This window comes from Acetobacterium sp. (assembly GCF_039830195.1).
Lineage (GTDB): Bacteria > Bacillota > Clostridia > Eubacteriales > Eubacteriaceae > Acetobacterium.
Window position 1 is genome coordinate 67,045 of the sequence record NZ_JBDODG010000044.1, and the last position, 23,401, is coordinate 90,445.

The following is a 23,401-nucleotide window of genomic DNA, read 5'->3' on the forward strand; positions in this document are numbered from 1 at the left end:
TTTTTAACGGTTGCTACGTTTTCGTTCCAGTTCGCCCAGAACTTTCTTGCGAATCCGAATATCAGTTGGTGTCAATTCCACCAATTCGTCATCGGTAATAAATTCGATTGCTTGCTCTAAAGTCATAATTCTTGGCTCGACCAATTTTAATGCCTCATCTGTTCCGGAAGAACGAACATTGGTCATTTTTTTGTTTTTGGTTGGATTAACCGTCATGTCATCACTACGATTATTGATTCCGATAATCATGCCTTCATAGACTTTTGTGCCGGCTTTAACCAGCATTTCGCCACGATCACTTAAATTAAACAATGAATATGCCATGGTTTCACCAGCGAACTGAGAAATAAGAACGCCATTGAGACGTTGGGGAATATCGCCTTTATGCTCTTCAAAAGCGGAAAATCGTCGGACCATGGTTCCTTCGCCGTGGGTATCATTGATGAATTCACTTTGATAGCCCAATAAGCCACGTGTCGGTACAAAAAATTCCATTTTTGTCCAGGCTTCGTCGGTGTACATGCTTTCCATGCGACCTTTTCGAATGTTCAGTTTAGAAATAACCGCACCCGAATATTTTTCCGGTACCGATACAATCACCAGCTCAACCGGCTCCAGCAGTTTATTATTTTCATCCCGGTGCATGATAACTTCCGGTTTAGAAACAGCTACTTCATAACCTTCGCGGCGCATGTTTTCCAGCAGAATTGATAAATGAAGCTCGCCACGTCCGGAAACCTTAAAGCCATCGGTGGTATCTTCCAGTTCTTCGACTAACAGACCAACATTAACTTCAAGCTCTTTTTCCAATCGGGCCCGAATGTGTCGGGTGGTAACAAATTTTCCGGAATCTCCGGCAAAAGGTGACTTGTTGACCAGGAAGTTCATCGACAGGGTTGGTTGTTCAATCTCAATCAGTTCCATCGGTTGAACCTGATTGATCTCACCAATGGTTTCACCGATGGATATATCAGGGATTCCTGAGATAACGACGATATCACCAGCTTTTGCTTCTTTAACTTCGACCCGGGCTAAACCACGGTAGACAAATACCTGGTTGATTTTTTCCTTTTTAAAGGTTCCGTCAGTTTTGCAGATTTCGATTTGTTCACCGGCATGGATGGTTCCGGAATAAACCTTACCAATCCCCAGACGGCCAATGTAATCGTCATAAGCCAGTGAAGAAACCTGCATCTGCAGGGGTTCAAGGCTCAGATCATCCTGGAGGCCTACATGTTCAACAATGGTTTCAAAAAGCGGTGCTAAATTCACGCCTTCGTCATCCATATCACGAATGGCGATACCTTCTTTGGCAATCCCATAAAGAACCGGGAAATCCAACTGTTTGTCATTAGCTTTCAGTTCCACAAACAAATCGAATACCATATCAACGACTTCTTCAGCACGCTGATCTTTTTTATCGATTTTATTAATGAAAAGAATCGGATTCAAACCTTTTTCCAGTGACTTATTGAGGACAAAACGGGTTTGCGGCATCGGACCTTCACTGGAGTCGACCAACAACACAACCGTATCAACAGTCTTCAGGATTCGTTCAACCTCTGAAGAAAAGTCGGCATGGCCGGGGGTATCGACAATATTTATTTTAATGTCTTTGTACATAATGGAGCAGTTTTTTGAGTATATGGTGATTCCGCGTTCTCGTTCAAGGTCATTGCTGTCCATTACGCAGTCCACGACCTCCTGATTTTCTCTAAAAACATTGCTTTGTCCTAAAAGGGCATCTACCAGGGTAGATTTTCCGGCATCGACATGGGCGATGACTGCAATGTTGATAATGGGTTGTTTGTTATTCATAAATTCCTGCTTTCTTAATTTTGTATTGCGTAACACTGAAAAGTCCTGCAACATTGAATGTCGCAGGACCTTGTAAAAAGTCTGATATTAACGTTTTGAAAACTGTGGTGCACGACGGGCTTTTTTGAGACCGTATTTTTTTCTTTCAACCATACGTGAATCTCGAGTTAAGTATCCGGCACGTTTCAGTGCTGGTCTCAGGTTGATGTCTGCTTCAAGCAGGGCACGGGAAATCCCATGTCGGATTGCTCCAGCTTGTCCGGTAAAACCGCCACCGTGAACATTGACAATCACGTCAAAGGTGTTGATTGTATCAGTTAATGTTAATGGTTGTCTTGCGATAACCTTTAAGGTTTCCATTCCGAAAAATTCATCAATATCACGTCCGTTAATGGTGAATTTTCCACTCCCTGGTAATAATCGAACTCGGGCAACCGAGGTTTTTCTTCGTCCAGTTCCAAAATATTGTACTTTAGCCATTCTCTATTTCCTCCTTCTCAGCATTAAAATTCGTAAACTTCAGGCAATTGTGCAGCGTGTGGATGTTCGTTGCCAGCATAAACTTTAAGTTTAGTCGCAATTTTATCCCCTAATTTGTTATGTGGGATCATACCCTTCACTGCTTTGAAAACCAAAAGTTCTGGTTTTTCAGCTAAGAATTTTCGATAGGTCATTTCTTTTAACCCACCGCAATATCCAGAATATGTTTTGTATAATTTTTGATCCAGTTTGTTTCCGGTTAACACAATCTTATCGGCATTAATGATAATAACAAAATCTCCACAATCCATATGTGGTGAAAAGATTGGTTTGTTTTTTCCTCGTAAAATATTTGCAACTTCTGTAGCCAGTCGTCCTAATACCTTACCTTCAGCATCAATCACATACCATTTACGGTCTATTTCATGAGATTTGGCCATTATTGTGGCGTTCGCATTCATCTCAAAAGTCCTCCTCAGTTAATAATTTCTTTATTTTTTATCTATTGGCTTTCCGATAAGTGGGAGTTATCAGAAATCGTTTTTTATCGTATCGGGGCTAGTGATACATTAACGTCCATCGTTAATTCTATAGCATCTTCCCGGGTGTGTCAAGTTATTTATGCCTTTAAATAGTATTATTCTTAATAATATTTATGTTTTTTTAATAATAAACTTCCTTTAAGTAAAGACCATGCGCCGGAGCGGTAATTCCGGCCTTGCTGCGATCTTTACCTGCGATGATCGCTTTGATGTCCTGGGGTTTTAAGCGGCCATAGCCGACTTCGTAGAGGGTCCCGGCCATAATCCTGACCATATTGTACAGAAATCCATTTCCGCTGAAGGCCAATTCCCAGAGATCACCACTGTTGCAAAATGAAATGTCGGTAATGGTGCGCACGGTCGTTTTGATCGCGCTGCCACTGGCCATAAACGCAGTAAAGTCATGCTCTCCCAAAAAACTGGCGGCCGCTTCTTCCATGGCCGCCCAGTCCAGCGTCCGGGTTACATGAAACGCCAAATCTGCGAGGAACGGACTAGCCACCGGGCTGGTTAATATTTTATAGACATAGCTCTTACCCATGGCATTATAGCGGCTGTGAAAGTCCGGATGACACTCCCTGCTGCTGATCACTCGAATGTCAGCTGGGAGCCGGGTGTTCAGGGCCCGGTACCAAACCGCCGGCGGGATGGTCGCAGCCGTAAAGAAATTGGCACTCTGTGCCAACGCGTGGACTCCGGCATCGGTCCGGCCTGATCCGGTAAGATTGACTGATTCACCGGTGAGTTCTTTGATTGCCTTGATGATGACTTCCTGTATGGTCACGCCATTTGGCTGAACCTGCCAACCGCAGTAATTGGTACCCCGGTAACTGATGATGATCTGTATATTTTTCATCCTGATGCTGGTCCTTTATACCGGGAACACTAATGGAATTTGAATCATCGTTGTCAGATAAAGACCGACAATCATTATAACCATCAATACCAGGCTGGCGCTGTCCCGGAATTCAAAGCTTAATTGTTTCATCCGGGTTCTGTTTTCGCCGCCCCGGTAGCAGCGGGCTTCCATGGCGGTAGCTAATTCGTCTGCCCGGCGAAAGGCGGATATAAACAGCGGAATCAAAATCGGGATCAGGTTCTTGGCCCGGGAAATAATGTTGCCCGTTTCAAAATTAGCCCCTCTGGCTTTTTGGGCCTTCATGATTCGCTCGGTTTCTTCCATCAAGGTCGGGATAAAACGCAGCGCAATCGACATCATCATCGCCAATTCATGGGCATATCGCCGGACAAAGGGAACAAAGCGCATGCACCACTCCATCCCATCGGTTAAATCAATCGGTGAGGTGGTCAACGTCATGATACTGGTACCGACCACCAGAAAGATCAGACGCAGCGCCATATAAGTTGCCACTTTCAAACCTTCCAAGGTTACTGTCAGTGGTCCCAGGGTCGCTACCACGGTTCCTGGGGTCATAAACAGATTTAGAACCACCGTCAGCATGATAATCAGGACTAACCCTTTGATCCCGCGGATGATATAACCCACCGGGATTTTAGATAGTAGGGTGATGGTTACCAATATCAGAAATGTGGCCAGATAACCCCACAGATTATTCAAAAAAAACAACATTACAACAAATGCTGTGGTAAACAGTATTTTCGTTCGCGGGTCCAGTTTGTGAATTACCGACCCGGTTGGATAATACTGGCCAATCGTAACATCTTTTAACATTTTATTATCCTCTTATGACTTTGAGAATTTCTTTTTTGGCTGCTTCGACCGTAAAAATGTCTTCTCTAATTTCTGGATATTTTTCTTTCAGCCGCCGCATCAGATAGGTTACTTCCGGTACCGCCAGGCCAATGCTCTCCAAGGTGGTAATTTCGGTAAACACGTGATTGGGGGTATCAAAAAAAACAACTTCTCCTTCATTCATAACCAGTATTTTGTCGACCATTTTGCCAATGTCTTCCATACTATGTGACACCAGAATGACGGTTATTTTTTTCTGATTATGAAGTGATTTGATCTGAGCCAGAATTTCTTCACGGCCCCGGGGATCCAGACCCGCGGTTGGTTCATCAAGAATCAATACCGAAGGTTCCATCGCTAAAACACCGGCAATGGCCACCCGCCGCATCTGTCCGCCTGATAATTCAAAGGGCGACTTATCTTTGATCGCATCAAAATCCAGACCAACCATTTTTATCGATTGCCTGACCCGCTGATCTATTTCGTCCTCACTGAGCCCCTGATTTTTGGGACCAAAAGCAACGTCCTTCTGGACGGTTTCTTCAAACAGCTGGTGTTCCGGATATTGAAAAACCAGACCGATGTGGTGTCTGAGCTGAATCAGTTCAGCTTTTTTTGTTTCAAAGATATCTTTTCCATCAACCAGAACCGTGCCGGAAGTGGGGGTCAATAATCCATTAAGATGCTGAATCAGGGTCGACTTACCAGAACCGGTATGGCCGATAATACCAATAAAGCTGCCATCTTCAATAGTGATGTTGATGTCTTTGAGAGCTTTGAATTCAAAGGGTGAGCCTTCGGAATAGGTATGAGAAAGATTTTTTATTTCTACTGACATAAGGCATTCACCATTTCCTCAATGCTTAAAACATCATCGGCTATTTTAAGTCCTTCACTACGTAGCTCATAAGCCAATTCTGTCATTTGGGGCACATCCAGGCCGATTTCTTTGAGTCGTTTTACCTGTCTGAAGATCGTCCGAGGCTCACCTTCCATGACTACCTTGCCCTTATCCAGCACGATAATCCGATCCGCAGCCACAATTTCTTCCATAAAATGGGTGATATGAATAACAGTCATATCTTTATCCCGGTTGAGCCGTTTGATGGTCTCCATGACTTCCCGCCGCCCGGATGGGTCCAGCATCGCGGTGGGTTCATCAAAAATAATACACTCCGGTTCCATGGCCAGAATGCCGGCGATCGCGATCCGCTGTTTTTGTCCCCCAGATAATTGATGGGGTTTTTGATGAGCGTAGGCCTGCATCTCGACAACTGCCAAAGCCCGGTCCACCCGTTCTCTGATTTCTAAGGGCGGTACACCGAGATTTTCCGGCCCGAAAGCCACATCTTCTTCAACAATGGTAGCGACCAGCTGATTATCGGGATTCTGGAAAACCATCCCTGCAGTCTGACGGATCGTCCATAAGTTTTCGTGGTCCTTGGTATTAAGGCCACTGACAATCACATCACCCTGAGTGGGAAAGATAATCGCATTCAGTAATTTGGAAAGGGTGGATTTCCCCGAACCATTATGTCCGATGATTCCGACAAATTCACCTTTTTCAATATGTAAACTGACTCCGTCCAGAGCTACGACTGACTCGTTTTCGTTATTATGAGGATATGTGAAATAAACATCCCGCACGTCGATCATTCTATTTTTACTTTCAATTGTCACAATTTCACCTTCTTTGGTGTTAATTAATTAACTTTATAATGCAAGAAAGGGATTAAGCGTAAATAACATCTTAATCCCCTGTATGCATCATAAATTATACTAATTCAATTATAGCCATTTCTGCGCCGTCGCCACGACGTGGTCCCACACGATAAATTCGAGTGTATCCACCGTTTCGTTCAGTATATTTAGGTGCTATTTCGTCAAACAATTGTTTTACCACTGCTTCTTGAGTGATATATGAAATTGCCTGTCTTCTGGCATGTAAGTCGCCTCTTTTACCTAAAGTGACCATTTTATCTGCTATTCTTTTAACTTCCTTCGCTCTGGTTACGGTTGTTTCAATTTTACCGTGTTCTAAAAGGGCAGTGGTAAGATTACGCAATAATGCTCTTCTTTGATCAGAGGGACGGCCTAGTTTTCGATATCCCGCCATAGTGTTACTCCTTTGCCTTTTCTTCTTCTTGACTCAAGGACAATCCAATCTCTGCTAGTTTGTGCTTGATTTCATTAAGAGATTTGCGACCGAGGTTACGAACTTTAATCATATCCTCTTCGCTTCGTTGTGTTAATTTTTCAACTGTATCGATGTTCGCTCGTCGCAAGCAGTTACTGGATCTTACTGAAAGTTCCAACTCTTCAATTGACATTTCGCGAATGCGTTCTTTTTCGCTTTCTTCTTTTTCCACCATGATTTCTACTGTGGTTGCATGCTCGGTTAAATTAATGAACAGGTTGAGATGTTCGCTTAAAACCTTAGCAGCTAAAGAAAGAGCTTCTTCCGGGGTTGTCGTTCCATCTGTCCAGATATCAATGGTTAATTTATCAAAGTCAGTAATTTGACCGACCCGAGTGTTTTCCACTAAAAAATTAACTTTGATAATCGGTGAAAAGATTGAATCCATTGGAATGGTTCCAATCGGCATGCCCGGATATTTATTTTTATCTGCCGCCACATAGCCTCGGCCCTTTTCAATACGCATTTCCATGTTTAAGGTTGAACCCTTGGACAAGGTAGCAATGTGCATTTCAGGATTTAGGATGTCGACGTCAGAGTCTGCGACGATATCACCAGCTGTGATTTCGCCTTCTTCTGATGCTTCAATGTAAATAACTTTAGGCTCATCGGTGTAGATTTCCGCCGCCAGACCTTTGAGATTCAGGAGGATTTCAATAACATCCTCTTTTACCCCTGGAATGGTTGAGAATTCGTGCAATACGCCTTCAATTTTTACTGATGTGACTGCCACGCCCGGCAGGGATGACAGCATTATTCTTCTCAGACTGTTACCTAGAGTGGTTCCATATCCCCGTTCTAAAGGTTCAATGACAAACCGCCCGTAGGTTTCATCGTCTTTCTTATCAACAATTTCGATGACTGGTTTCTCGAATTCGATCATTTATCAGACCCTCCTACTTATTTATAATCCATACATTAACATGAGGGTTAATTGGTTCCCGAACATGTAGCCTATTTAGAATACAATTCAACAATAAGATGTTCAGCAATTTCGACATCTAAGTCTTCTACTGCCGGTCTGCCAATGACTTTTCCTGATAGTGTTTCAACATCTTTAGACAACCATGGTGCAACGGTTCTATTTTCAGTCACTTCTAAAATGTCTTTGAATTTCTGAGATTTTTTGCTTTTTGGTCGAACTTCAACCACATCGCCTTCTTTCATGATGTAAGAAGGGATATTTAATTTCTTGCCGTTGATCAGGAAATGTTCATGATCAACCAGTTGACGAGCTTCTTTTCGGGAAGTTGCCAAACCCAGTCGATATACAACATTATCCAAACGTGATTCCAAATGAATCAACAGGTTATGTCCGGTAATACCTTTTTGCTTTTCAGCAATTTCAAAGTAACCACGGAATTGTTTTTCAAGCACACCGTAAATACGTTTTGCTTTTTGTTTTTCTCGTAATTGCAGGCCGTATTCAGATAATTTTGTTCTTCTTTTACCATGTTGGCCTGGTGGTGTTGGACGTCTTTCGAACGCACATTTATTAGTTGAATAACAACGTTCTCCCTTTAGGTACAGTTTTGTACCTTCACGTCTACATTGTCGGCATGATGCTTCTATATTTCTTGACATAATTTTCGCCCTCCTATTATACTCGTCGTCGCTTAGGTGGTCGACAACCGTTATGTGGAATAGGCGTAACATCGCGGATCAGGGTAATTTCCAATCCAGCCGCCTGTAAGGCTCGAATAGCTGCCTCACGTCCGGAACCAGGGCCTTTGACTAAAACTTCTACGCTTTTAAGTCCATGCTCCATGGCCGCTTTTGCTGCTTCTTCTGCTGCCATTTGAGAAGCAAAAGGAGTGCTTTTTCGCGATCCTTTAAAACCTAATCCACCAGAACTTGCCCATGAAAGAGCATTTCCTGACATATCTGTAATGGTAACAATCGTATTGTTGAAAGAAGATTGAATATGGGCCTGGCCACGTTCGATATTCTTTTTGACTTTTTTTACTTTTCTTCGTGCTTTTTTAACTGCCATTCTTTAGCCCTCCTTATTTCTTTTTACTTACGAGACGTTTAGGACCTTTTCTTGTTCTGGCATTAGTTTTAGTCTTTTGCCCTCTAACAGGAAGTCCTCGACGATGACGTAATCCTCTATAAGATCCAATTTCTATCAGTCGTTTAATGTTTAAGTTGACTTCTCTACGAAGGTCACCTTCAACGGTGTATTTATCAATCGTATTTCTTAGATCATTCACTTCTGTCTCAGTAAGATCTTTAACTCTGGTATCTGGATTGATATTTAAAGTTTTTAAGATTTCTAATGATGTTGAATGACCGATACCATAAATATAAGTTAATCCAATTTCGACCCGCTTATCTCGGGGCAAATCGACTCCGGCAATTCTTGCCATAGGGTGTGTACCTCCTAAATTGTTTTCTAAATACTGGTGAGTCAATCAAGTTAGTGACGTAACTGATTCATCCCAGGGTGTTTTTATATCATGAACATGACTAAAATTGCCGCGGTCATGTTCTTTTTTTCTGGACTCGACGGTTCAACCTTGTTTTTGTTTGTGTTTTGGATTTTCGCAAATGACCATAACACGACCATTTCTCTTAATAATTTTGCATTTTTCGCAAATCGGTTTTACTGATGGTCTAACTTTCATTTGAATGCCTCCTTTATGATTTCCCTTTTCCACGCCATACGATACGCCCGCGGGTCAAATCATATGGGGATAATTCAACAACTACCTTATCTCCCGGTAAAATTCTTATATAATTCATGCGAAGTTTTCCCGAAATATGTGCAGTTATCTGATGCCCATTTTCCAATTCAACTAAGAAAATAGTGTTTGGTAATGACTCAATAACTGAGCCTTCTACTTCGATAACATCTTTTTTGGCCATTGATCAAACCTCCTCACGATTCTCATCCCCAACACCATCAGGCATGTGATAGGACTCGAGTATTTTTCTTATCTCAGCGTTAGTTATCTTTTTTCCATTTAATATTTTATCACGAATATCTGTGGCTATGTGATTCGTCTTCGCCAAGTGTTTGACCTTTTTTTTCTTTGGATTACTCACTTTTCGAAGCTTTCCATTCGAAACATAGGTGAAATGGTCGTTCACCACTTCAATAACCACCATAAACTGACCTTTATCCCGGCCAGCTGTAGAACGAACCACTTGTCCAACTATAAATTCATTCATCCAACCACCAACTTAAATCACAGTCAAGAGTTCCGGATCACCGGTTCCGGTAATCAGAATGGTGTGCTCATAATGTGAAGAGAGCTTACCATCTGTAGTTACCACCGTCCATCCATCTTTTAGTGTAACGACGTCGAAGGTTCCCGCATTCACCATTGGTTCGATGGCCAAGGTCATTCCCTGCCGTAGCCGGGGACCTCGCCCCTTTGGTCCATAGTTGGGAATCGGTGGATCTTCATGCATTTGCTTACCGACACCATGTCCGACATAGTCGCGAACAACAGAAAAACCGTTGTCCTCAACATACTTCTGAATGGCATTCGATATATCTGACAAGCGAAAGCCATCCTTTGCATAGGCAATGCCTTTATAAAAGGATTCCCGGGTGACTTTGATGAGTCTTTCAGCTTCTTCAGAAATGTTACCTACTCCGTGGGTAACAGCAGCATCGCCAACGTAGCCTTTATATGTAGCTCCGATGTCGATGCTAATGATGTCGCCATCCAGTAATCGGCGTTTTTCAGGAATCCCATGGACAACCACTTCATTAATTGAAGCACAGATTGAGTTTGGAAATCCGCCATAGCCTTTAAATGTTGGAATCGCTCCTGCATCACGAATGTATTGTTCAACTGCATGATCAAGTTCTTGTGTTGTTACCCCAGGTTTGATCATTTCGCCAACTAAGGCGTGGGCGCCTGCCACAATCTTTCCGGCTTGACGCATCAGATCAATTTCCTTTTGGGACTTTATGGTTATCATCTTTAATTAACTCCACTTAGGATTTTTTCAATATTATCAAAGACGTCGTTCATATGTTGCAATCCATTAATATTGATGATCTTTTGTTTGTCTTCATAAAATTCGATTAATGGTTCGGTCTGATCCTGATAAACTTGAATTCGTTTCTTAACTGTCTCAACTTTGTCGTCTTCCCGTTGGTATAATGGTGTTCCATCTAAATCACAGACACCCTCAACCTTTGGTTTGCTGTACTTGATATGATAGGTTGCATGACAGGTCGGACAGATCCGTCGGCCTGATACCCGTTCAATTAAAATATCGAATGGTACATCAAGATTAATTGCAAAATCTAACTCACAATCGCGCTTGGCATTGATTCGACATAAGGCTTCAGCCTGATCCACCGTTCGTGGAAATCCGTCTAGCAAATAACCATAATCGGCTGCCAGTACATCATCATGGGTCAAACGGTCTTCAACCATATCAATTACTAAATCATCGGGTACCAAAAGGCCTTGTGCCATATACTCTTTTGCTTTTTTGCCTAGTGGTGTGTCCTTGCTCATGTTTTCTCTAAAGAGATCGCCGGTTGAAATATGTGGGATATTATAGGTTTCGCAAATGCGCTTAGCCTGTGTCCCTTTACCTGCTCCCGGAGGTCCTAATAATACAATTCTCATTTTTCACTTAACTCCAGTTCATTTTAAGATTTTAAAAATCCCTGATGGTGTCTCATCATCATTTCTGCTTCAATCTGTTTAACCGTTTCAAGGGCTACCCCAACGACAATCAGCAAACTTGTTCCGCCGAATTGAAGATTGACACCCATAAAATTACCTACAAAAATAGGAATAACAGCAATGATCGCTAAGAAGACGCCACCAAATAATGTTAATCGGTTCATAATTCTCGACAAGTACTCTACGGTTGGTTTTCCAGGTCTGATCCCAGGAATATAACCGCCTTGTTTCTTAATATTTTCTGCGATATCAAACGGATTAAATGTTACAGCTGTATAGAAATAGGTAAACGCAATTATTAGTGTGATGTAAATAATATTAGTAAGCCAGGATCCCCAGGCTAAATATGTTGAAATAAAATTTGCAAAGGCAGATGTTGGGAAAAAGCTTGCAATTGTGGCCGGAAATAAGGTTAATGAACTGGCAAAGATTACCGGAATAACGCCTGCCATATTCACTCGCATCGGAATGTGAGTGGTTTGTCCACCATACATTTTTCTGCCAACAACTCGCTTTGCATATTGAACCGGGATGCGTCGCTGTCCTTCCTGCACTGCCACGACACCAAACACAACCACAACAATGAAGACAAGAAATACGATCAATGTGATAATATTTAATGTTCCAATGGTTAGATATTGATACATTTGGCCAATCGCAGATGGGATCCGGGAAATAATACTGATGAAGATAATCAGCGAGATACCGTTACCGATACCATTTTCGGTGATTTGTTCACCCAGATACATTAGAAACGCCGTCCCTGCGGTAATACATAAAACAACAGTAAATACGGTAAATGGTGTTTTATCAATTAGCAAATCACCGAAGGATAAGCTCATTCCCAGAGCCTGAATCAACGCCAGAATGATGGTCAGGTAACGGGTATACTGAGCCAGTTTTTTCCGTCCCTCTTCTCCTTCTTTTTGAAGCGCTTCCAGAGCAGGAATGGCAAATGCTAAAAGGTTCATGATAATTGATGCATTAATATACGGCGTGATACTCATAGCAAAAATAGTGAAATTACCAAAGTTACCACCGGATATAATATCAAACAGACCAAAAATCCCACTATCATTGACGAGTTGGCTTAACTGTTCGGTATCAATAAATGGAACCGGTATGAAGGATCCCAGCCGATATACAAACAGCAGTGCTAACGTAATTATTATCTTTCGTCGTAGATCAGGAATTTTCCAAGCATCCTTCAAGGTAGAGACCATACTAGATCACCTCTACCTTTCCTCCTGCAGCGAGAATTTTCTCCTCAGCTGATTTGCTGATTTTATGTGCTTTGATGGTAAATGCCTTTTCAACTTCTCCGTTTCCAAGGATTTTCAGGCCATCGTTTAATTTGCGGACGAATCCGTATTCCATCAATAGTTCTGGAGTAATCACTGTGTTTGCATCAAATGCATTCAGTTCTCCCACATTAACTATTGCAAAAGTTTTTTTGAATCGAGCGTTTGAAAAACCACGTTTTGGTAATCGACGTGCCAATGGCATTTGTCCACCTTCAAAACCTGGTCGAACACCACCACCGGAACGTGATTTTTGTCCATCTTGTCCACGACCAGCTGTTTTTCCAAGACCAGAACCAGTACCGCGTCCTTTTCTCTTGGGTGCCTTTTTTGAACCTGGGGCTGGACTTAAAGTATGTAACTTCATATTGACACCTCCTATACTTCTTTTACTTCGAGCATGAAGTCTGTTATATGAATCATGCCACGAATCTGAGGTGTATCATTATGAGTTACGGTCTGGCCAATTTTCTTCAGGCCTAAAGCTTGGATGGTTGCCCGTTGTTTCGGGTTACGACCAATTAAACTTTTCTTGAGTGTAATTTCTAATTGCTTAGCCATAATGATTCCTCCTAATCTAAGATTTCTTCAGGTTTTTTACCGCGTTTTGCTGCTACTTCTTCAAGTGTAGTCAGTTCAGCAAGGCCTGCCATTGTAGCATTAACCATGTTACGGGCATTGTTTGATCCTAAAGATTTAGTACGAATATCTCTGATACCAGCTAATTCCAATACCGCACGGACAGGTCCGCCAGCAATAACTCCAGTACCTTTTCCGGCAGGTTTCAGTAATACATGACCTGCGCCAGCTTCACCATTGACTAAGTGAGGAATGGTTGTTCCAACCATTGGCACTTTGATTAATGATTTTTTTGCTGCATCGATACCTTTACGAATCGCATCTGGAATTTCCATCGCTTTTCCTTTACCGACGCCAACATGACCGTTTTCGTCTCCAACAATCACAAGACAGCTGAATCTGAAGTTACGACCACCTTTAACAACCTTAGTTACACGGTTGATGGCAACGACTTTTTCCTTCAAATCTAATGTACTTGGATCGATTTTTTTGTTTTGCATCAAATGACCTCCTTTACTTAGAATTTCAGGCCGGCTTCACGAGCGCCGTCAGCCAATTCTTTTACTCTACCATGATATACGTAACCGCCTCTATCAAAAACAACTGCTTCGATGCCTTTTTCAAGTGCACGTTTGGCAATTGCCTGACCTACGGCTTTAGCTGCTGCTTTATCTCCACCTTTTGACAGCTGACCTTTAAGATCAGAGTCATTGGAAGAAGCAGAAACCAATGTGATACCTTTAGTATCATCTATAATTTGAGCATAAATGTTTTTATTACTTCTAAATACGTTTAAGCGTGGTCTCATTTCAGTTCCGGAAACTTTGTTTCGGACCCGATAGTGGCGTGCGATACGTATTTTGTTTTTAATGGGTTTCTTAATCATCGAGTTTTACTCCCTTCATCATCTTTGACGGGCTAGCAGGTTATTTACCTGTTTTACCTTCTTTACGTCGAATTACTTCGTCAGAATATCGTACGCCATGACCCTTGTAAGGTTCTGGTGGGCGTTTTGCTCGAATATTGGCGGCATGTGCGCCAACGGCTTCTTTGCTAATGCCTTTGATTACGACTTTAGTATTTGTTTCTGGAACTGCTTCTACGCCTTCAGGATCTTCCATCTCAACAGGATGTGAGTACCCTAAATTCATAACTAACTTGGTTCCTTTTTTTTCTGCTCTATATCCTACTCCACTGATTTCCAGGGTTCTTGTAAAGCCGGTGCTGACACCAGTAACCATGTTTTGAATTAAAGCGCGGGTTAAACCGTGAAGCGATTTATGCAGCTTACTTTCAGATGGTCGGGTGACAACGACTTCGCTATCTTGGACATCGATGATGACATCAGGATGAAAAGTTCTAACTAGTTGTCCTAATGGACCTTTGACTGTCAAAGTCTGACCGTCTTTTTTAATGTCGACTCCTGGGAGGATTGCAACAGGTGCTTTTCCTACTCTTGACATCTTTTTACCTCCTGTCTTAATTTGTTACCAAACGTAACATATCACTTCGCCGCCAACGCCGGCTTTTCTTGCTTTTTTATCTGTCATTACGCCTTTTGATGTAGAAACGATGGCAATGCCAAGGCCGTTTAATACCTTTGGCACATCGTCTTTACCGGCATATACTCTTAAACCTGGTTTGGAGATTCTTTTGATGCCTGCAACGACACGACTTTTGTTTTCTCCGTATTTGAGTGTAATTTTAATTACGCCTTGCTTTTCATCGGCAATGTAATCAACTTTAGTAATATAACCTTCTTCTAAAAGAATTTGAGCAATTGCTTTCTTTTCTTTTGAAGCAGGCATCTCAACTGTTTTATGACCTGCATCATTTGCATTTCTGATGCGTGTTAACATATCCGCAATAGGATCAGTCATAACCATACTCGGTACCTCCTTTTCTTTGCCAGTTTGTTTTTACCAGCTTGCTTTTCTTACGCCAGGGATTTCGCCTTTATATGCTAATTCTCGGAAACATATACGACAAATGCCAAATTTCTGTAAAACAGAATGTGGTCGACCACAAATTCGACAGCGTGTATACGCCTGAGTTGAATATTTTGCTTTGCGTTGTTGTTTTTCCTTCATCGCTTTTTTTGCCACTGTACCGTCCTCCTTATGCTCTACTGAATGGAATGCCAAGCAGTCTTAACAGTTCGTGAGCTTCTTCATCTGTATTTGCCGTTGTGACAAACATGATATCCATGCCTCGGACTTGTTCAACCTTGTCATAATCAATTTCAGGGAAAATGAGCTGTTCTTTTATACCAAAAGCATAATTACCACGTCCATCAAAGGATTTGTTGGACAAACCTCTGAAGTCACGTACTCGAGGAAGGGCAACGTTGAATAACTTATCGGTAAATTCGTACATACGATCACTTCTCAAAGTTACTTTCGCTCCAATGTTCATGCCTTCTCGGACTTTAAAGTTGGCAACTGACTTTTTCGCCTTTGTTATTACTGGTCGTTGACCGGCAATAATTCCAAGGTCGATCACTGCGGCTTCTAAAGCTTTAGAGTTGTCTTTGCAATCTCCTAAACCCATGTTGAGCACAACTTTTTCAAGTTTAGGAACTTCCATGATGTTTTTATATTGAAATTTTTCCATCATTGCTGGAATTACTTCAGTTAAATATTTATCTTTTAATCTGGGCATATTGGTCCTCCTTCCCGAAATTAATTATTAAATGTTTCATTACATTTTTTACAAAATCTGACTTTTTTTCCGTCATTTAAAACTTTATGTCCGGTTCTTACACCCTTATCACATTTTGCACAGTAGAGTAACACGTTAGAGGCTTCAAGTGCGCCTTCTTGTCGAATTATTCCACCCTGTTGCATTTGCTGTGTTGGTTTCTGGTGTTTAGTAACCATGTTTACATTTTCCACAAGGACTTTTCCATCTTTAGGATAAGACTGAATCACTTTTCCTTTTTTTCCTTTGTCCTTACCGGAAATTACCATTACGATATCATCTTTTTTAATATGCATCTTTCATTTCCTCCTTAAAGTACTTCAGGAGCCAAAGATACGATTTTCATGTATTTCTTGTCCCTTAACTCTCTTGCGACAGGTCCAAAAATACGTGTACCTTTTGGGTTTTTATCATCTTTTATAAGAACCGCTGCATTCTGGTCGAATTTGATGTAACTTCCATCGTCTCTTCTAATTCCGCTCTTTGTTCTAACGACAACGGCTTTAACAACGTCGCCTTTTTTAACATCGCCACCGGGTGCAGCACTTTTAACAGCACACACGATAATGTCTCCGATATTTGCATATCGACGACCGGAACCACCAAGAACTCGGATGCACAGTAATTCCTTTGCACCGGTATTATCTGCTACTTTCAGTCTCGTTTCTTGTTGAATCATCCGAAATACCTCCTTCCGCACATTGACTTATAGTGCTTTTTCTACGATTTCTACTAATCTCCAGCGTTTGTCTTTGCTGAGTGGTCTTGTTTCCATTATTTTAACGGTATCACCGATATTACATTCGTTTTGTTCGTCATGGGCTTTGAACTTTACAGTGTGTTTCACTCGTTTTGAGTAAAGTGGATGTTTTACAAAACTTTCGACAGCCACAACAATGGTTTTTTCCATTTTATCGCTGGTCACTTTACCGATTCGAGTTTTTCTGTAACCTCTTTCTTCCATAAGCTAAACCTCCTTATCTATTGGTTTATTATGCTTCATCCGACTTCATGGCACGTTCTTGCATAATTGTTTTGATCCGTGCATAAGTCTTCTTAACTTCTTTAATCCGCATTGGGTTTTCCAACTGACCTGTAGCATGTTGAAATCTGAGGTTGAATAATTCTTCCTTCAGATCACCCAGCTTAGCTTCAAGTTCGATTGTTGTTAATTCTCTTAATTCACTTGGTTTCATGCTTCATCACCCACTTCTTGTGCTTCCTGATCTTTACGAGTGATAAATTTAGTTTTGATCGGTAATTTATGTTGAGCAAGACGCATGGCTTCCCGAGCTACTTCCTCAGAAATTCCGGCAATCTCAAACATTACTCTACCTGGTTTTACCACTGCAACCCAATACTCTGGAGAACCTTTACCGGAACCCATTCGAGTTTCTGCTGGCTTTTGTGTCACAGGTTTATCTGGGAATATTTTAATCCAAACCTGGCCACCTCTTTTAATATATCTGGTCATAGCAATACGGGCAGCTTCGATCTGATTAGCAGTAATCCATGCTGGCTCCAATGCTTGAATAGCGAAATCTCCGTAAGTGATTTTGTTACCACGAAGAGCTTTTCCTTTCATACGACCTCTATGTTGTTTTCTACGTTTTACACGTTTAGGCATTAACATATGCGTTGGCCTCCTCTCTTAGTTTTCTGTCCTGTTAGTAGGAGCTTTTCGGCGTGGTGCGCTTTTTTTAGCTTTAGCGTCATCTTCAGCAGCTACCGCCAAAACATCTTCACGTCCAGTTAAAATTTCGCCTTTGTTGACCCAAACTTTTACACCTAGTTTGCCATAGGTGGTATCAGCTTCGGCAAAGCCATAGCTAATATCAGCTCGGAGGGTTTGAAGTGGAACCTGGCCTTGGGCGTAATGTTCGTTACGTGCCATTTCCGCTCCGTTTAAACGGCCTGCAACAGCAGTTTTAATTCCCTTAGCGCCAGCTCGCATGGTTCTCTGCATGGTTTGTTTCATTGCTCGTCGGAAAGAAATTCGTCGTTCCAGCTGCGCTGCAATGTTTTCTGCCACTAATTGAGCATCCATATCAACGTTTTTAACTTCAACGATGTTGATAAAAACGGTTTTCTTGGTCATTTTTTCAAGTTCAAGACGTAACGCATCGATACCTGCACCACCACGACCAATAATCATACCTGGTTTTGCTGTATAGATATGAATCTTTACCTTGTTACCAAAACGTTCGATGACAATCTTAGAAATGCCCGCCTGGTATTGATTTACTTTTATATATTTACGAATATCATAATCTTCAATTAAACAATCTGCAAAATCTTTGTTGTTAGCAAACCACTTTGCATTCCAGTCCTTAATAACGCCAACTCTTAATCCGTGAGGATTGACTTTTTGACCCATCTATGCCCTCCTTACTCTTTTTCTTTTAATACGGCTGTAATATGAGACGATCTTTTTCGAATAATTGTTGCACGTCCCTGTGCACCCGCTCTGAATCGTTTTAGTGTTGGACCCTGATTTGCATAAATCTGATCGATATATAAGTTTTCAGGATTCATGTTAAAATTATTTTCAGCATTTGCTAAAGCAGATTTTACAACTTTGTCAATTATTTTAGCTGCTTTATTTGGTGTTAATGCTAGAATACTTAATGCTTCTCCAAGACTTTTGCCTCGAATTAAATCAGCCACTAACTTAGCCTTTCTGGATGAAACACGTACATATTTAGCTGTCGCTCTTGCTTCCATTCGTATACCTCCTTCTGGCTATCTTAATTTAGATTTCTTTTCTCCAGCATGACCTCTAAAGGTTCTGGTTGGTGCAAACTCTCCTAGTTTGTGTCCTACCATATCCTCGGTAACATAAACTGGAACATGTTTTCTGCCATCATGAACTGCGATGGTGTGTCCTACCATTTGTGGGAAAAGTGTAGAGCTTCTAGACCAGGTCTTCAGCACATTCTTTTCACCTTTTTCGTTCATAGCTTCTATGCGTTTAAGTAACTTTTCGTCAACATAAGGTCCTTTTTTAAGTGATCTACCCATTGTTCAACCTCCTCTCGGTTCGTTATCTTATCTGGTTGAGTGATTATTTTTGATTTCTCGTTCTTACGATATATTTATCGGAAGGTTTGTTTTTCTTACGTGTTTTATAACCAAGTGCTGGTTTACCCCAAGGTGTAACAGGGCCAGAACGTCCAATTGGAGCACGTCCTTCACCACCACCGTGTGGATGGTCATTCGGATTCATTACTGAACCACGGACAGTTGGGCGGATACCCATGTGACGTTTACGACCGGCTTTACCGATTCGAACATTCTGATGATCCAGGTTTCCGACTTGGCCAATGGTTGCTCGACATTCAATTCGAACAAGTCTCATTTCGCCTGAAGGTAATCGCAGGGTTGCGTAATTTCCTTCTTTAGCCATCAGCTGAGCGCTAGCTCCGGCTGAACGAACCATTTGTGCACCTTTTCCGTTTTTCAGTTCGACACAGTGGACAGTTGTACCAACGGGAATGTTTTTAAGTGGTAAACAGTTACCAATGGTAATATCTGATTCTGGTCCAGAGAAAATAACATCTCCAACCTTTAATTTTAACGGTGCAATAATATAACGTTTTTCACCATCTGCATAGTGAACAAGTGCTATATTTGAGCTTCGGTTTGGATCGTATTCAATTCCGGCAATTTTTCCTGGAATGTTATCTTTATTTCTTTTAAAGTCAATAATTCTGTATTTTCTTTTAGCTCCACCACCATGATGTCTTACGGTAATGCGTCCATATGCATTACGACCAGCATGTTTTTTAAGTGGCTTCAATAAGGATTTCTCAGGCTCATGCTTGGTGATTTCCTCGAATGTATTGACGCTCATATTTCTACGTCCTGGGGACGTTGGTTTATACTTTCTAATACCCATTAATCGCTACCTCCTTTTTTTGTATGCTTCTCGGGTTGTAGTCTCGTTTGTTTGCTTATACGCCTTCGAAGAATTGGATACCCTTACTTCCGGGTGTTAATTTCACGATTGCTTTTTTCCAATCTGATCTTCGACCAACGAAACGTCCGGTTCTTTTCAGTTTGCCCTTCATATTCATGGTGCTCACTTTTTCGACTTGAACACCAAAGATGACTTCAACAGCATTCTTGATTTCAATTTTATTCGCTCTTTTATCCACTTTGAATGTGAATTTTTTTTCTTCGGCATCGGCCATACTACGTTCGGTAATAATTGGCTTGATAATAATATCGCGAGGATTTTTCATTATGCGTATACCTCCTCAATTTTTTGTAATGCTTCCTGAGTCATGATCAACACGTCATACTTTAACATATCATATACGTTTAATTCGTTGACAGTAGTTGTTGCAACTTTTGGAATATTGTTTGCGGAACGGATAATTGCTTCGTTGTTATCTGGTAGTACAATCAAGGCTTTTTGAGCATTGATATTGTTCAGCACGGCAATCATTTCTTTGGTTTTTGGAGCATCCATCACCAATTGATTTAATACGCGAAGTTCGTTATCCTGAGCCTTTGCTGAAAATACAGATTTCATAGCTAAAGCTTTAACTTTTTTGTTAACCTTTTTGCTATAATCTCTTGATTTTGGTGCAAAGATCACACCGCCGCCCTTCCATAATGGAGATCGGATGGTACCGGCACGAGCCCGGCCTGTTCCTTTTTGTCTCCAGGGTTTACGACCACCGCCACGGACTTCTGATCGAGTCAAGGCGGAACGCGTTCCCTGTCGTCTATTTGCAAGTAGTGCTACTACTACTTCATGTACTACGTGTTCGTTGGGTTCGATTCCGAAGATTGCTTCGCTTAATTCGACATCACCAACAACATTTCCTTTTACATCTAAAACGTCAATTTTAGGCATTTGATTTCCTCCTTTCAGGCTTGATTTTTTTATGCTTTAACACTGCTTTTAATTGTAATAAGTGCTCCTCTAATGCCTGGTACCGCACCCTTGATTAAGAGCACATTGTTTTCAGCATCGACTTTAACAACTTCCAAATTAACTGCAGTTACATTTTTGTTCCCCATTTGGCCAGGAAGTTTCTTGCCTTTGAATACTCTTGAAGGCGAAGAAGATGCTCCCATGGAACCTGGTCTTCGGTGATACTTGGAACCATGAGCCATCGGTCCTCTGGATTGGTTATGTCGTTTAATAACCCCCTGGAATCCCTTACCTTTTGATGTTCCTGAAATATCAACTCGTTCACCAGCTTCAAACACATCAGCCTGAATTAATTGACCGGTTTCATAACTTGCATAGTCATCAAGTTTGAATTCCCGGATTACTTTTTTATACTCAACACTGTTTTTGTCATAGTGGCCTTTTAATGGCTTTGTCATTCGACGTTCTTTAACTTCGCCAAAAGCCAATTGTAGTGCTTCGTATCCATCAGTTTCGATGGTTTTCTTTTGAAGCACAACGCAAGGTCCTGCTTCAACCACGGTAACTGGAATGACAGTTCCGTTGTCTGTGAAAATCTGGGTCATTCCAATTTTTCGTCCGATAATCGCTTTTTTCATTATTTCCTCCTAAATATCATTGGATTGCTGTGCAATCATAATACCAATGGGGTCTATAGTTTGATTTCTATATCAACGCCTGCTGGTAAGTTCAATCGCATTAATGCGTCTACGGTTTTTGGTGTTGGGTTTAAAATGTCAATTAACCGTTTGTGTGTGCGCATTTCAAATTGCTCTCTGGAATCCTTATACTTGTGCACTGCTCGAAGAATCGTGATGATTTCTTTGTCTGTTGGCAGTGGCACCGGACCAGATACGCTCGCACCTGTTCTCTTTGCTGTTTCAACAATTCGTTCAGCAGATTGATCCAAAAGTTTGTGATCAAACGCTTTTAATCTGATTCTGATTTTTTGTTTTGCCATACCTAAATTTTACCTCCTTATCAATTTTTACTCGTCATTTAGGTACTCCAACCACTCGTCAACCCATCCGGGTGTTTCATCATTATTTTTTTTCGCAAAATGACGAATCATTTTGCAAAATTCACATGATTTTAAGCGGTTGTCGTCCGATTCAAAGATCGTGACATACTCCATGAGAAAAACCTGCCTAAGGCGACAGCAACCTCTCACTTCATCGCAGTGTGTCAACCTTTCACATTATACAAGAAAAAAACGCCTTTGGCAAGCGTTTTTTCACATTTTACAATAATTTTCAGTTTTATTTTTTTCTTACTTCAAAATCTCTTCCGCCGGTGCGTCCAGAAAGTAAATTCCCGTTCCCTGGAGACCTAAATGGGCCGCCAACACACAGCCAATCGGGACGGGTTCGATATTCTTAACCCCCATCAGACGAAGCGCCGTTTCGTACACTTCGACCGGCTTCATTGAGCCCGTATAGGCAATACCAACATTCTGGTCCAGATAACCGACAATATTTTCTGCTGTTTTGTCAATAATGGTCTGCTGCGCTTTTTTTGTCCCCCGGGACTTACCGATAATTTTCAGTTCCCCTTCATCCACCGAAACGATCGGATGAATCTTCAGGAACCCGCCAACGACCGCTGTCCCTTTTGATACCCGACCACCCATATAGAGCCAGTTTAGATCTTCAATACTAAAATAGAAATGGGCATGGGGAATAAATTCGACCGCCGCAGCGGCCAGATAGTCGAGATCTTTTCCTTGCTCAATCAATTTTAGCAGTTCCACTGCGATCAAACCAATGCTGCCGCCGCTGTGGAGACTGTCGACGATCCGGCATTTGAAATCGGGGTATTTTTCCATCACATCTTTCAGGATCAGACAAGAGGTTTCATAGCTCCCTGATAGTTTTGACGTAAATGCCAGATAGAGGCATTCGACATTATTTTTTGCACAATCTTCAAAATAATCCATGAAGTCCCCCGGATTCACCTGGGACGTGGTCGGGACAATTCCCTGCTCCATAAATTTATTCATGCCGTCCAGATCAATTTCCCGCTTATCCCGATAGGCGACGCCTTCAATAATTACATTCAGCGAAACCATATCCAGATTGGGGTGATTTACATAATCTTTTGGCAGATCGCACATACTGTCAACTAAGAGTCTAATCATTTCTCACTTCTTTCCAATTGCTGCCAGCAATTTTCAACTTATCGATGCAAATTATTGCTTTCTTCAAAGTTGTATTCTATCACTTTTTTAAAATCTTAACAATATCCAAGTAAAAAAACCGCCCTAATCAGGACGGTTAATTCTTTATTTAATACTTAATATTTTGCGAAGCAAAATATTAATCTTCTAACATTTTGGCTACAACACCAGAACCAACGGTACGGCCGCCTTCACGAATAGCGAAACGTAAACCTTCTTCGATCGCAATTGGAGTGATCAGGGTGATTTCCATTTGTACGTTATCGCCAGGCATTACCATTTCTACGCCTTCTGGTAATTTGATGATACCAG

The 23,401-nt window shown here is 41.5% G+C and carries 40 protein-coding genes and 1 pseudogene; all 41 read right to left on the reverse strand.

The window, feature by feature from the left end; genetic code table 11:
• Positions 1-3: 3 nt before the first annotated feature.
• The gene (gene typA, locus ABGU93_RS14090) at positions 4-1,818 is read right to left on the reverse strand and encodes a translational GTPase TypA (RefSeq protein ID WP_347414072.1); all 1,815 of its coding nucleotides are present in this window, start codon (positions 1,816-1,818) and stop codon (positions 4-6) included.
• A gap of 87 nt (positions 1,819-1,905) precedes the next feature.
• The gene (gene rpsI / locus ABGU93_RS14095; RefSeq protein WP_347414073.1) at positions 1,906-2,298 is read right to left on the reverse strand and encodes a 30S ribosomal protein S9; all 393 of its coding nucleotides are present in this window, start codon (positions 2,296-2,298) and stop codon (positions 1,906-1,908) included.
• 23 nt (positions 2,299-2,321) lie between these two features.
• On the reverse strand, positions 2,322-2,759 hold the full coding sequence (rplM, locus tag ABGU93_RS14100; protein WP_035355020.1) for a 50S ribosomal protein L13: 438 nt from the start codon (positions 2,757-2,759) through the stop codon (positions 2,322-2,324).
• Positions 2,760-2,961: 202 nt separating this feature from the next.
• A complete protein-coding gene (gene truA, locus ABGU93_RS14105) occupies positions 2,962-3,696 on the reverse strand; it encodes a tRNA pseudouridine(38-40) synthase TruA (RefSeq protein WP_347414074.1) in 735 nt (244 codons plus the stop codon).
• A 15-nt stretch (positions 3,697-3,711) separates the two neighbouring features.
• The gene (locus ABGU93_RS14110; protein ID WP_347414075.1) at positions 3,712-4,533 is read right to left on the reverse strand and encodes an energy-coupling factor transporter transmembrane component T; all 822 of its coding nucleotides are present in this window, start codon (positions 4,531-4,533) and stop codon (positions 3,712-3,714) included.
• A 4-nt stretch (positions 4,534-4,537) separates the two neighbouring features.
• Complete coding sequence (locus tag ABGU93_RS14115) at positions 4,538-5,392, reverse strand: energy-coupling factor transporter ATPase (protein ID WP_347414076.1); 855 nt, start codon at positions 5,390-5,392, stop codon at positions 4,538-4,540.
• Positions 5,383-6,234 carry an energy-coupling factor transporter ATPase gene (locus tag ABGU93_RS14120; protein ID WP_347414077.1) on the reverse strand — a complete coding sequence of 284 codons (852 nt, stop codon included), beginning with the start codon at positions 6,232-6,234 and terminating at the stop codon, positions 5,383-5,385. Before ABGU93_RS14120 ends, ABGU93_RS14115 begins: the two co-directional genes overlap by 10 nt.
• Before the next feature lie 94 nt (positions 6,235-6,328).
• Complete coding sequence (gene rplQ / locus ABGU93_RS14125; protein WP_026393609.1) at positions 6,329-6,670, reverse strand: 50S ribosomal protein L17; 342 nt, start codon at positions 6,668-6,670, stop codon at positions 6,329-6,331.
• A gap of 4 nt (positions 6,671-6,674) precedes the next feature.
• A complete protein-coding gene (locus tag ABGU93_RS14130) occupies positions 6,675-7,634 on the reverse strand; it encodes a DNA-directed RNA polymerase subunit alpha (protein WP_347414078.1) in 960 nt (319 codons plus the stop codon).
• Positions 7,635-7,705: 71 nt separating this feature from the next.
• Entirely contained in the window at positions 7,706-8,335 is a 630-nt protein-coding gene (gene rpsD, locus ABGU93_RS14135; protein WP_347414079.1) for a 30S ribosomal protein S4, read from the reverse strand.
• Between the two features lie 16 nt (positions 8,336-8,351).
• Positions 8,352-8,744, reverse strand: coding sequence for a 30S ribosomal protein S11 (rpsK, locus tag ABGU93_RS14140; RefSeq protein WP_026393612.1), 393 nt, complete (start codon positions 8,742-8,744; stop codon positions 8,352-8,354).
• 13 nt (positions 8,745-8,757) lie between these two features.
• Complete coding sequence (gene rpsM / locus ABGU93_RS14145; protein WP_347414080.1) at positions 8,758-9,120, reverse strand: 30S ribosomal protein S13; 363 nt, start codon at positions 9,118-9,120, stop codon at positions 8,758-8,760.
• A gap of 144 nt (positions 9,121-9,264) precedes the next feature.
• Positions 9,265-9,378 carry a 50S ribosomal protein L36 gene (gene rpmJ, locus ABGU93_RS14150; protein ID WP_013382261.1) on the reverse strand — a complete coding sequence of 38 codons (114 nt, stop codon included), beginning with the start codon at positions 9,376-9,378 and terminating at the stop codon, positions 9,265-9,267.
• A gap of 13 nt (positions 9,379-9,391) precedes the next feature.
• Positions 9,392-9,619 (reverse strand): translation initiation factor IF-1, encoded by a 228-nt coding sequence (gene infA, locus ABGU93_RS14155; RefSeq protein WP_070369950.1) that lies wholly within the window; start codon positions 9,617-9,619, stop codon positions 9,392-9,394.
• Positions 9,620-9,622: 3 nt separating this feature from the next.
• Positions 9,623-9,925 (reverse strand): KOW domain-containing RNA-binding protein, encoded by a 303-nt coding sequence (locus ABGU93_RS14160; protein ID WP_347414081.1) that lies wholly within the window; start codon positions 9,923-9,925, stop codon positions 9,623-9,625.
• A gap of 12 nt (positions 9,926-9,937) precedes the next feature.
• Positions 9,938-10,687 (reverse strand): type I methionyl aminopeptidase, encoded by a 750-nt coding sequence (gene map, locus ABGU93_RS14165; RefSeq protein ID WP_347414082.1) that lies wholly within the window; start codon positions 10,685-10,687, stop codon positions 9,938-9,940.
• 2 nt (positions 10,688-10,689) lie between these two features.
• Positions 10,690-11,349: an adenylate kinase gene (locus tag ABGU93_RS14170; protein ID WP_347414083.1), complete on the reverse strand. Its 660-nt coding sequence runs from the start codon at positions 11,347-11,349 to the stop codon at positions 10,690-10,692.
• 23 nt (positions 11,350-11,372) lie between these two features.
• Positions 11,373-12,632: a preprotein translocase subunit SecY gene (secY, locus tag ABGU93_RS14175; RefSeq protein WP_026393618.1), complete on the reverse strand. Its 1,260-nt coding sequence runs from the start codon at positions 12,630-12,632 to the stop codon at positions 11,373-11,375.
• A gap of 1 nt (position 12,633) precedes the next feature.
• The gene (gene rplO, locus ABGU93_RS14180) at positions 12,634-13,077 is read right to left on the reverse strand and encodes a 50S ribosomal protein L15 (protein WP_347414084.1); all 444 of its coding nucleotides are present in this window, start codon (positions 13,075-13,077) and stop codon (positions 12,634-12,636) included.
• Between the two features lie 11 nt (positions 13,078-13,088).
• Positions 13,089-13,271 (reverse strand): 50S ribosomal protein L30, encoded by a 183-nt coding sequence (gene rpmD / locus ABGU93_RS14185; protein ID WP_026393620.1) that lies wholly within the window; start codon positions 13,269-13,271, stop codon positions 13,089-13,091.
• Positions 13,272-13,282: 11 nt separating this feature from the next.
• On the reverse strand, positions 13,283-13,789 hold the full coding sequence (gene rpsE / locus ABGU93_RS14190) for a 30S ribosomal protein S5 (RefSeq protein WP_186894490.1): 507 nt from the start codon (positions 13,787-13,789) through the stop codon (positions 13,283-13,285).
• A gap of 17 nt (positions 13,790-13,806) precedes the next feature.
• Positions 13,807-14,175, reverse strand: a complete 369-nt coding sequence (rplR, locus tag ABGU93_RS14195; RefSeq protein ID WP_111887945.1) for a 50S ribosomal protein L18 — start codon at positions 14,173-14,175, stop codon at positions 13,807-13,809.
• A gap of 40 nt (positions 14,176-14,215) precedes the next feature.
• Entirely contained in the window at positions 14,216-14,752 is a 537-nt protein-coding gene (gene rplF / locus ABGU93_RS14200; RefSeq protein WP_347414085.1) for a 50S ribosomal protein L6, read from the reverse strand.
• 24 nt (positions 14,753-14,776) lie between these two features.
• On the reverse strand, positions 14,777-15,175 hold the full coding sequence (gene rpsH, locus ABGU93_RS14205; RefSeq protein WP_026393624.1) for a 30S ribosomal protein S8: 399 nt from the start codon (positions 15,173-15,175) through the stop codon (positions 14,777-14,779).
• Between the two features lie 33 nt (positions 15,176-15,208).
• Positions 15,209-15,394 carry a type Z 30S ribosomal protein S14 gene (locus ABGU93_RS14210; protein ID WP_084504860.1) on the reverse strand — a complete coding sequence of 62 codons (186 nt, stop codon included), beginning with the start codon at positions 15,392-15,394 and terminating at the stop codon, positions 15,209-15,211.
• 13 nt (positions 15,395-15,407) lie between these two features.
• Complete coding sequence (rplE, locus tag ABGU93_RS14215) at positions 15,408-15,950, reverse strand: 50S ribosomal protein L5 (protein ID WP_026393625.1); 543 nt, start codon at positions 15,948-15,950, stop codon at positions 15,408-15,410.
• A gap of 20 nt (positions 15,951-15,970) precedes the next feature.
• Entirely contained in the window at positions 15,971-16,285 is a 315-nt protein-coding gene (gene rplX, locus ABGU93_RS14220) for a 50S ribosomal protein L24 (RefSeq protein ID WP_347414086.1), read from the reverse strand.
• A gap of 14 nt (positions 16,286-16,299) precedes the next feature.
• Positions 16,300-16,668 (reverse strand): 50S ribosomal protein L14, encoded by a 369-nt coding sequence (rplN, locus tag ABGU93_RS14225; RefSeq protein WP_026393627.1) that lies wholly within the window; start codon positions 16,666-16,668, stop codon positions 16,300-16,302.
• Between the two features lie 27 nt (positions 16,669-16,695).
• Complete coding sequence (gene rpsQ / locus ABGU93_RS14230) at positions 16,696-16,953, reverse strand: 30S ribosomal protein S17 (RefSeq protein ID WP_026393628.1); 258 nt, start codon at positions 16,951-16,953, stop codon at positions 16,696-16,698.
• Positions 16,954-16,981: 28 nt separating this feature from the next.
• A complete protein-coding gene (rpmC, locus tag ABGU93_RS14235) occupies positions 16,982-17,185 on the reverse strand; it encodes a 50S ribosomal protein L29 (RefSeq protein ID WP_347414087.1) in 204 nt (67 codons plus the stop codon).
• The gene (gene rplP / locus ABGU93_RS14240; protein ID WP_026393630.1) at positions 17,182-17,622 is read right to left on the reverse strand and encodes a 50S ribosomal protein L16; all 441 of its coding nucleotides are present in this window, start codon (positions 17,620-17,622) and stop codon (positions 17,182-17,184) included. Before rplP ends, rpmC begins: the two co-directional genes overlap by 4 nt.
• Before the next feature lie 18 nt (positions 17,623-17,640).
• Positions 17,641-18,366, reverse strand: coding sequence for a 30S ribosomal protein S3 (gene rpsC / locus ABGU93_RS14245; protein WP_026393631.1), 726 nt, complete (start codon positions 18,364-18,366; stop codon positions 17,641-17,643).
• Between the two features lie 11 nt (positions 18,367-18,377).
• Positions 18,378-18,713 (reverse strand): 50S ribosomal protein L22, encoded by a 336-nt coding sequence (gene rplV / locus ABGU93_RS14250; RefSeq protein WP_026393632.1) that lies wholly within the window; start codon positions 18,711-18,713, stop codon positions 18,378-18,380.
• 18 nt (positions 18,714-18,731) lie between these two features.
• The gene (gene rpsS / locus ABGU93_RS14255; protein WP_070369934.1) at positions 18,732-19,010 is read right to left on the reverse strand and encodes a 30S ribosomal protein S19; all 279 of its coding nucleotides are present in this window, start codon (positions 19,008-19,010) and stop codon (positions 18,732-18,734) included.
• A 43-nt stretch (positions 19,011-19,053) separates the two neighbouring features.
• Positions 19,054-19,887, reverse strand: a complete 834-nt coding sequence (gene rplB, locus ABGU93_RS14260) for a 50S ribosomal protein L2 (RefSeq protein ID WP_347414088.1) — start codon at positions 19,885-19,887, stop codon at positions 19,054-19,056.
• A 55-nt stretch (positions 19,888-19,942) separates the two neighbouring features.
• Positions 19,943-20,233 (reverse strand): 50S ribosomal protein L23, encoded by a 291-nt coding sequence (gene rplW / locus ABGU93_RS14265; protein WP_026393635.1) that lies wholly within the window; start codon positions 20,231-20,233, stop codon positions 19,943-19,945.
• Positions 20,233-20,853: a 50S ribosomal protein L4 gene (rplD, locus tag ABGU93_RS14270; protein ID WP_347414089.1), complete on the reverse strand. Its 621-nt coding sequence runs from the start codon at positions 20,851-20,853 to the stop codon at positions 20,233-20,235. Before rplD ends, rplW begins: the two co-directional genes overlap by 1 nt.
• 29 nt (positions 20,854-20,882) lie before the next feature.
• Positions 20,883-21,512: a 50S ribosomal protein L3 gene (gene rplC, locus ABGU93_RS14275; RefSeq protein ID WP_186894489.1), complete on the reverse strand. Its 630-nt coding sequence runs from the start codon at positions 21,510-21,512 to the stop codon at positions 20,883-20,885.
• Between the two features lie 53 nt (positions 21,513-21,565).
• Positions 21,566-21,874, reverse strand: coding sequence for a 30S ribosomal protein S10 (gene rpsJ, locus ABGU93_RS14280; protein ID WP_014357213.1), 309 nt, complete (start codon positions 21,872-21,874; stop codon positions 21,566-21,568).
• 309 nt (positions 21,875-22,183) lie between these two features.
• Positions 22,184-23,050: a DegV family protein gene (locus ABGU93_RS14285; protein WP_347414090.1), complete on the reverse strand. Its 867-nt coding sequence runs from the start codon at positions 23,048-23,050 to the stop codon at positions 22,184-22,186.
• A 178-nt stretch (positions 23,051-23,228) separates the two neighbouring features.
• Positions 23,229-23,401 (reverse strand): annotated as a pseudogene (gene tuf / locus ABGU93_RS14290) (elongation factor Tu); the annotation flags it as partial.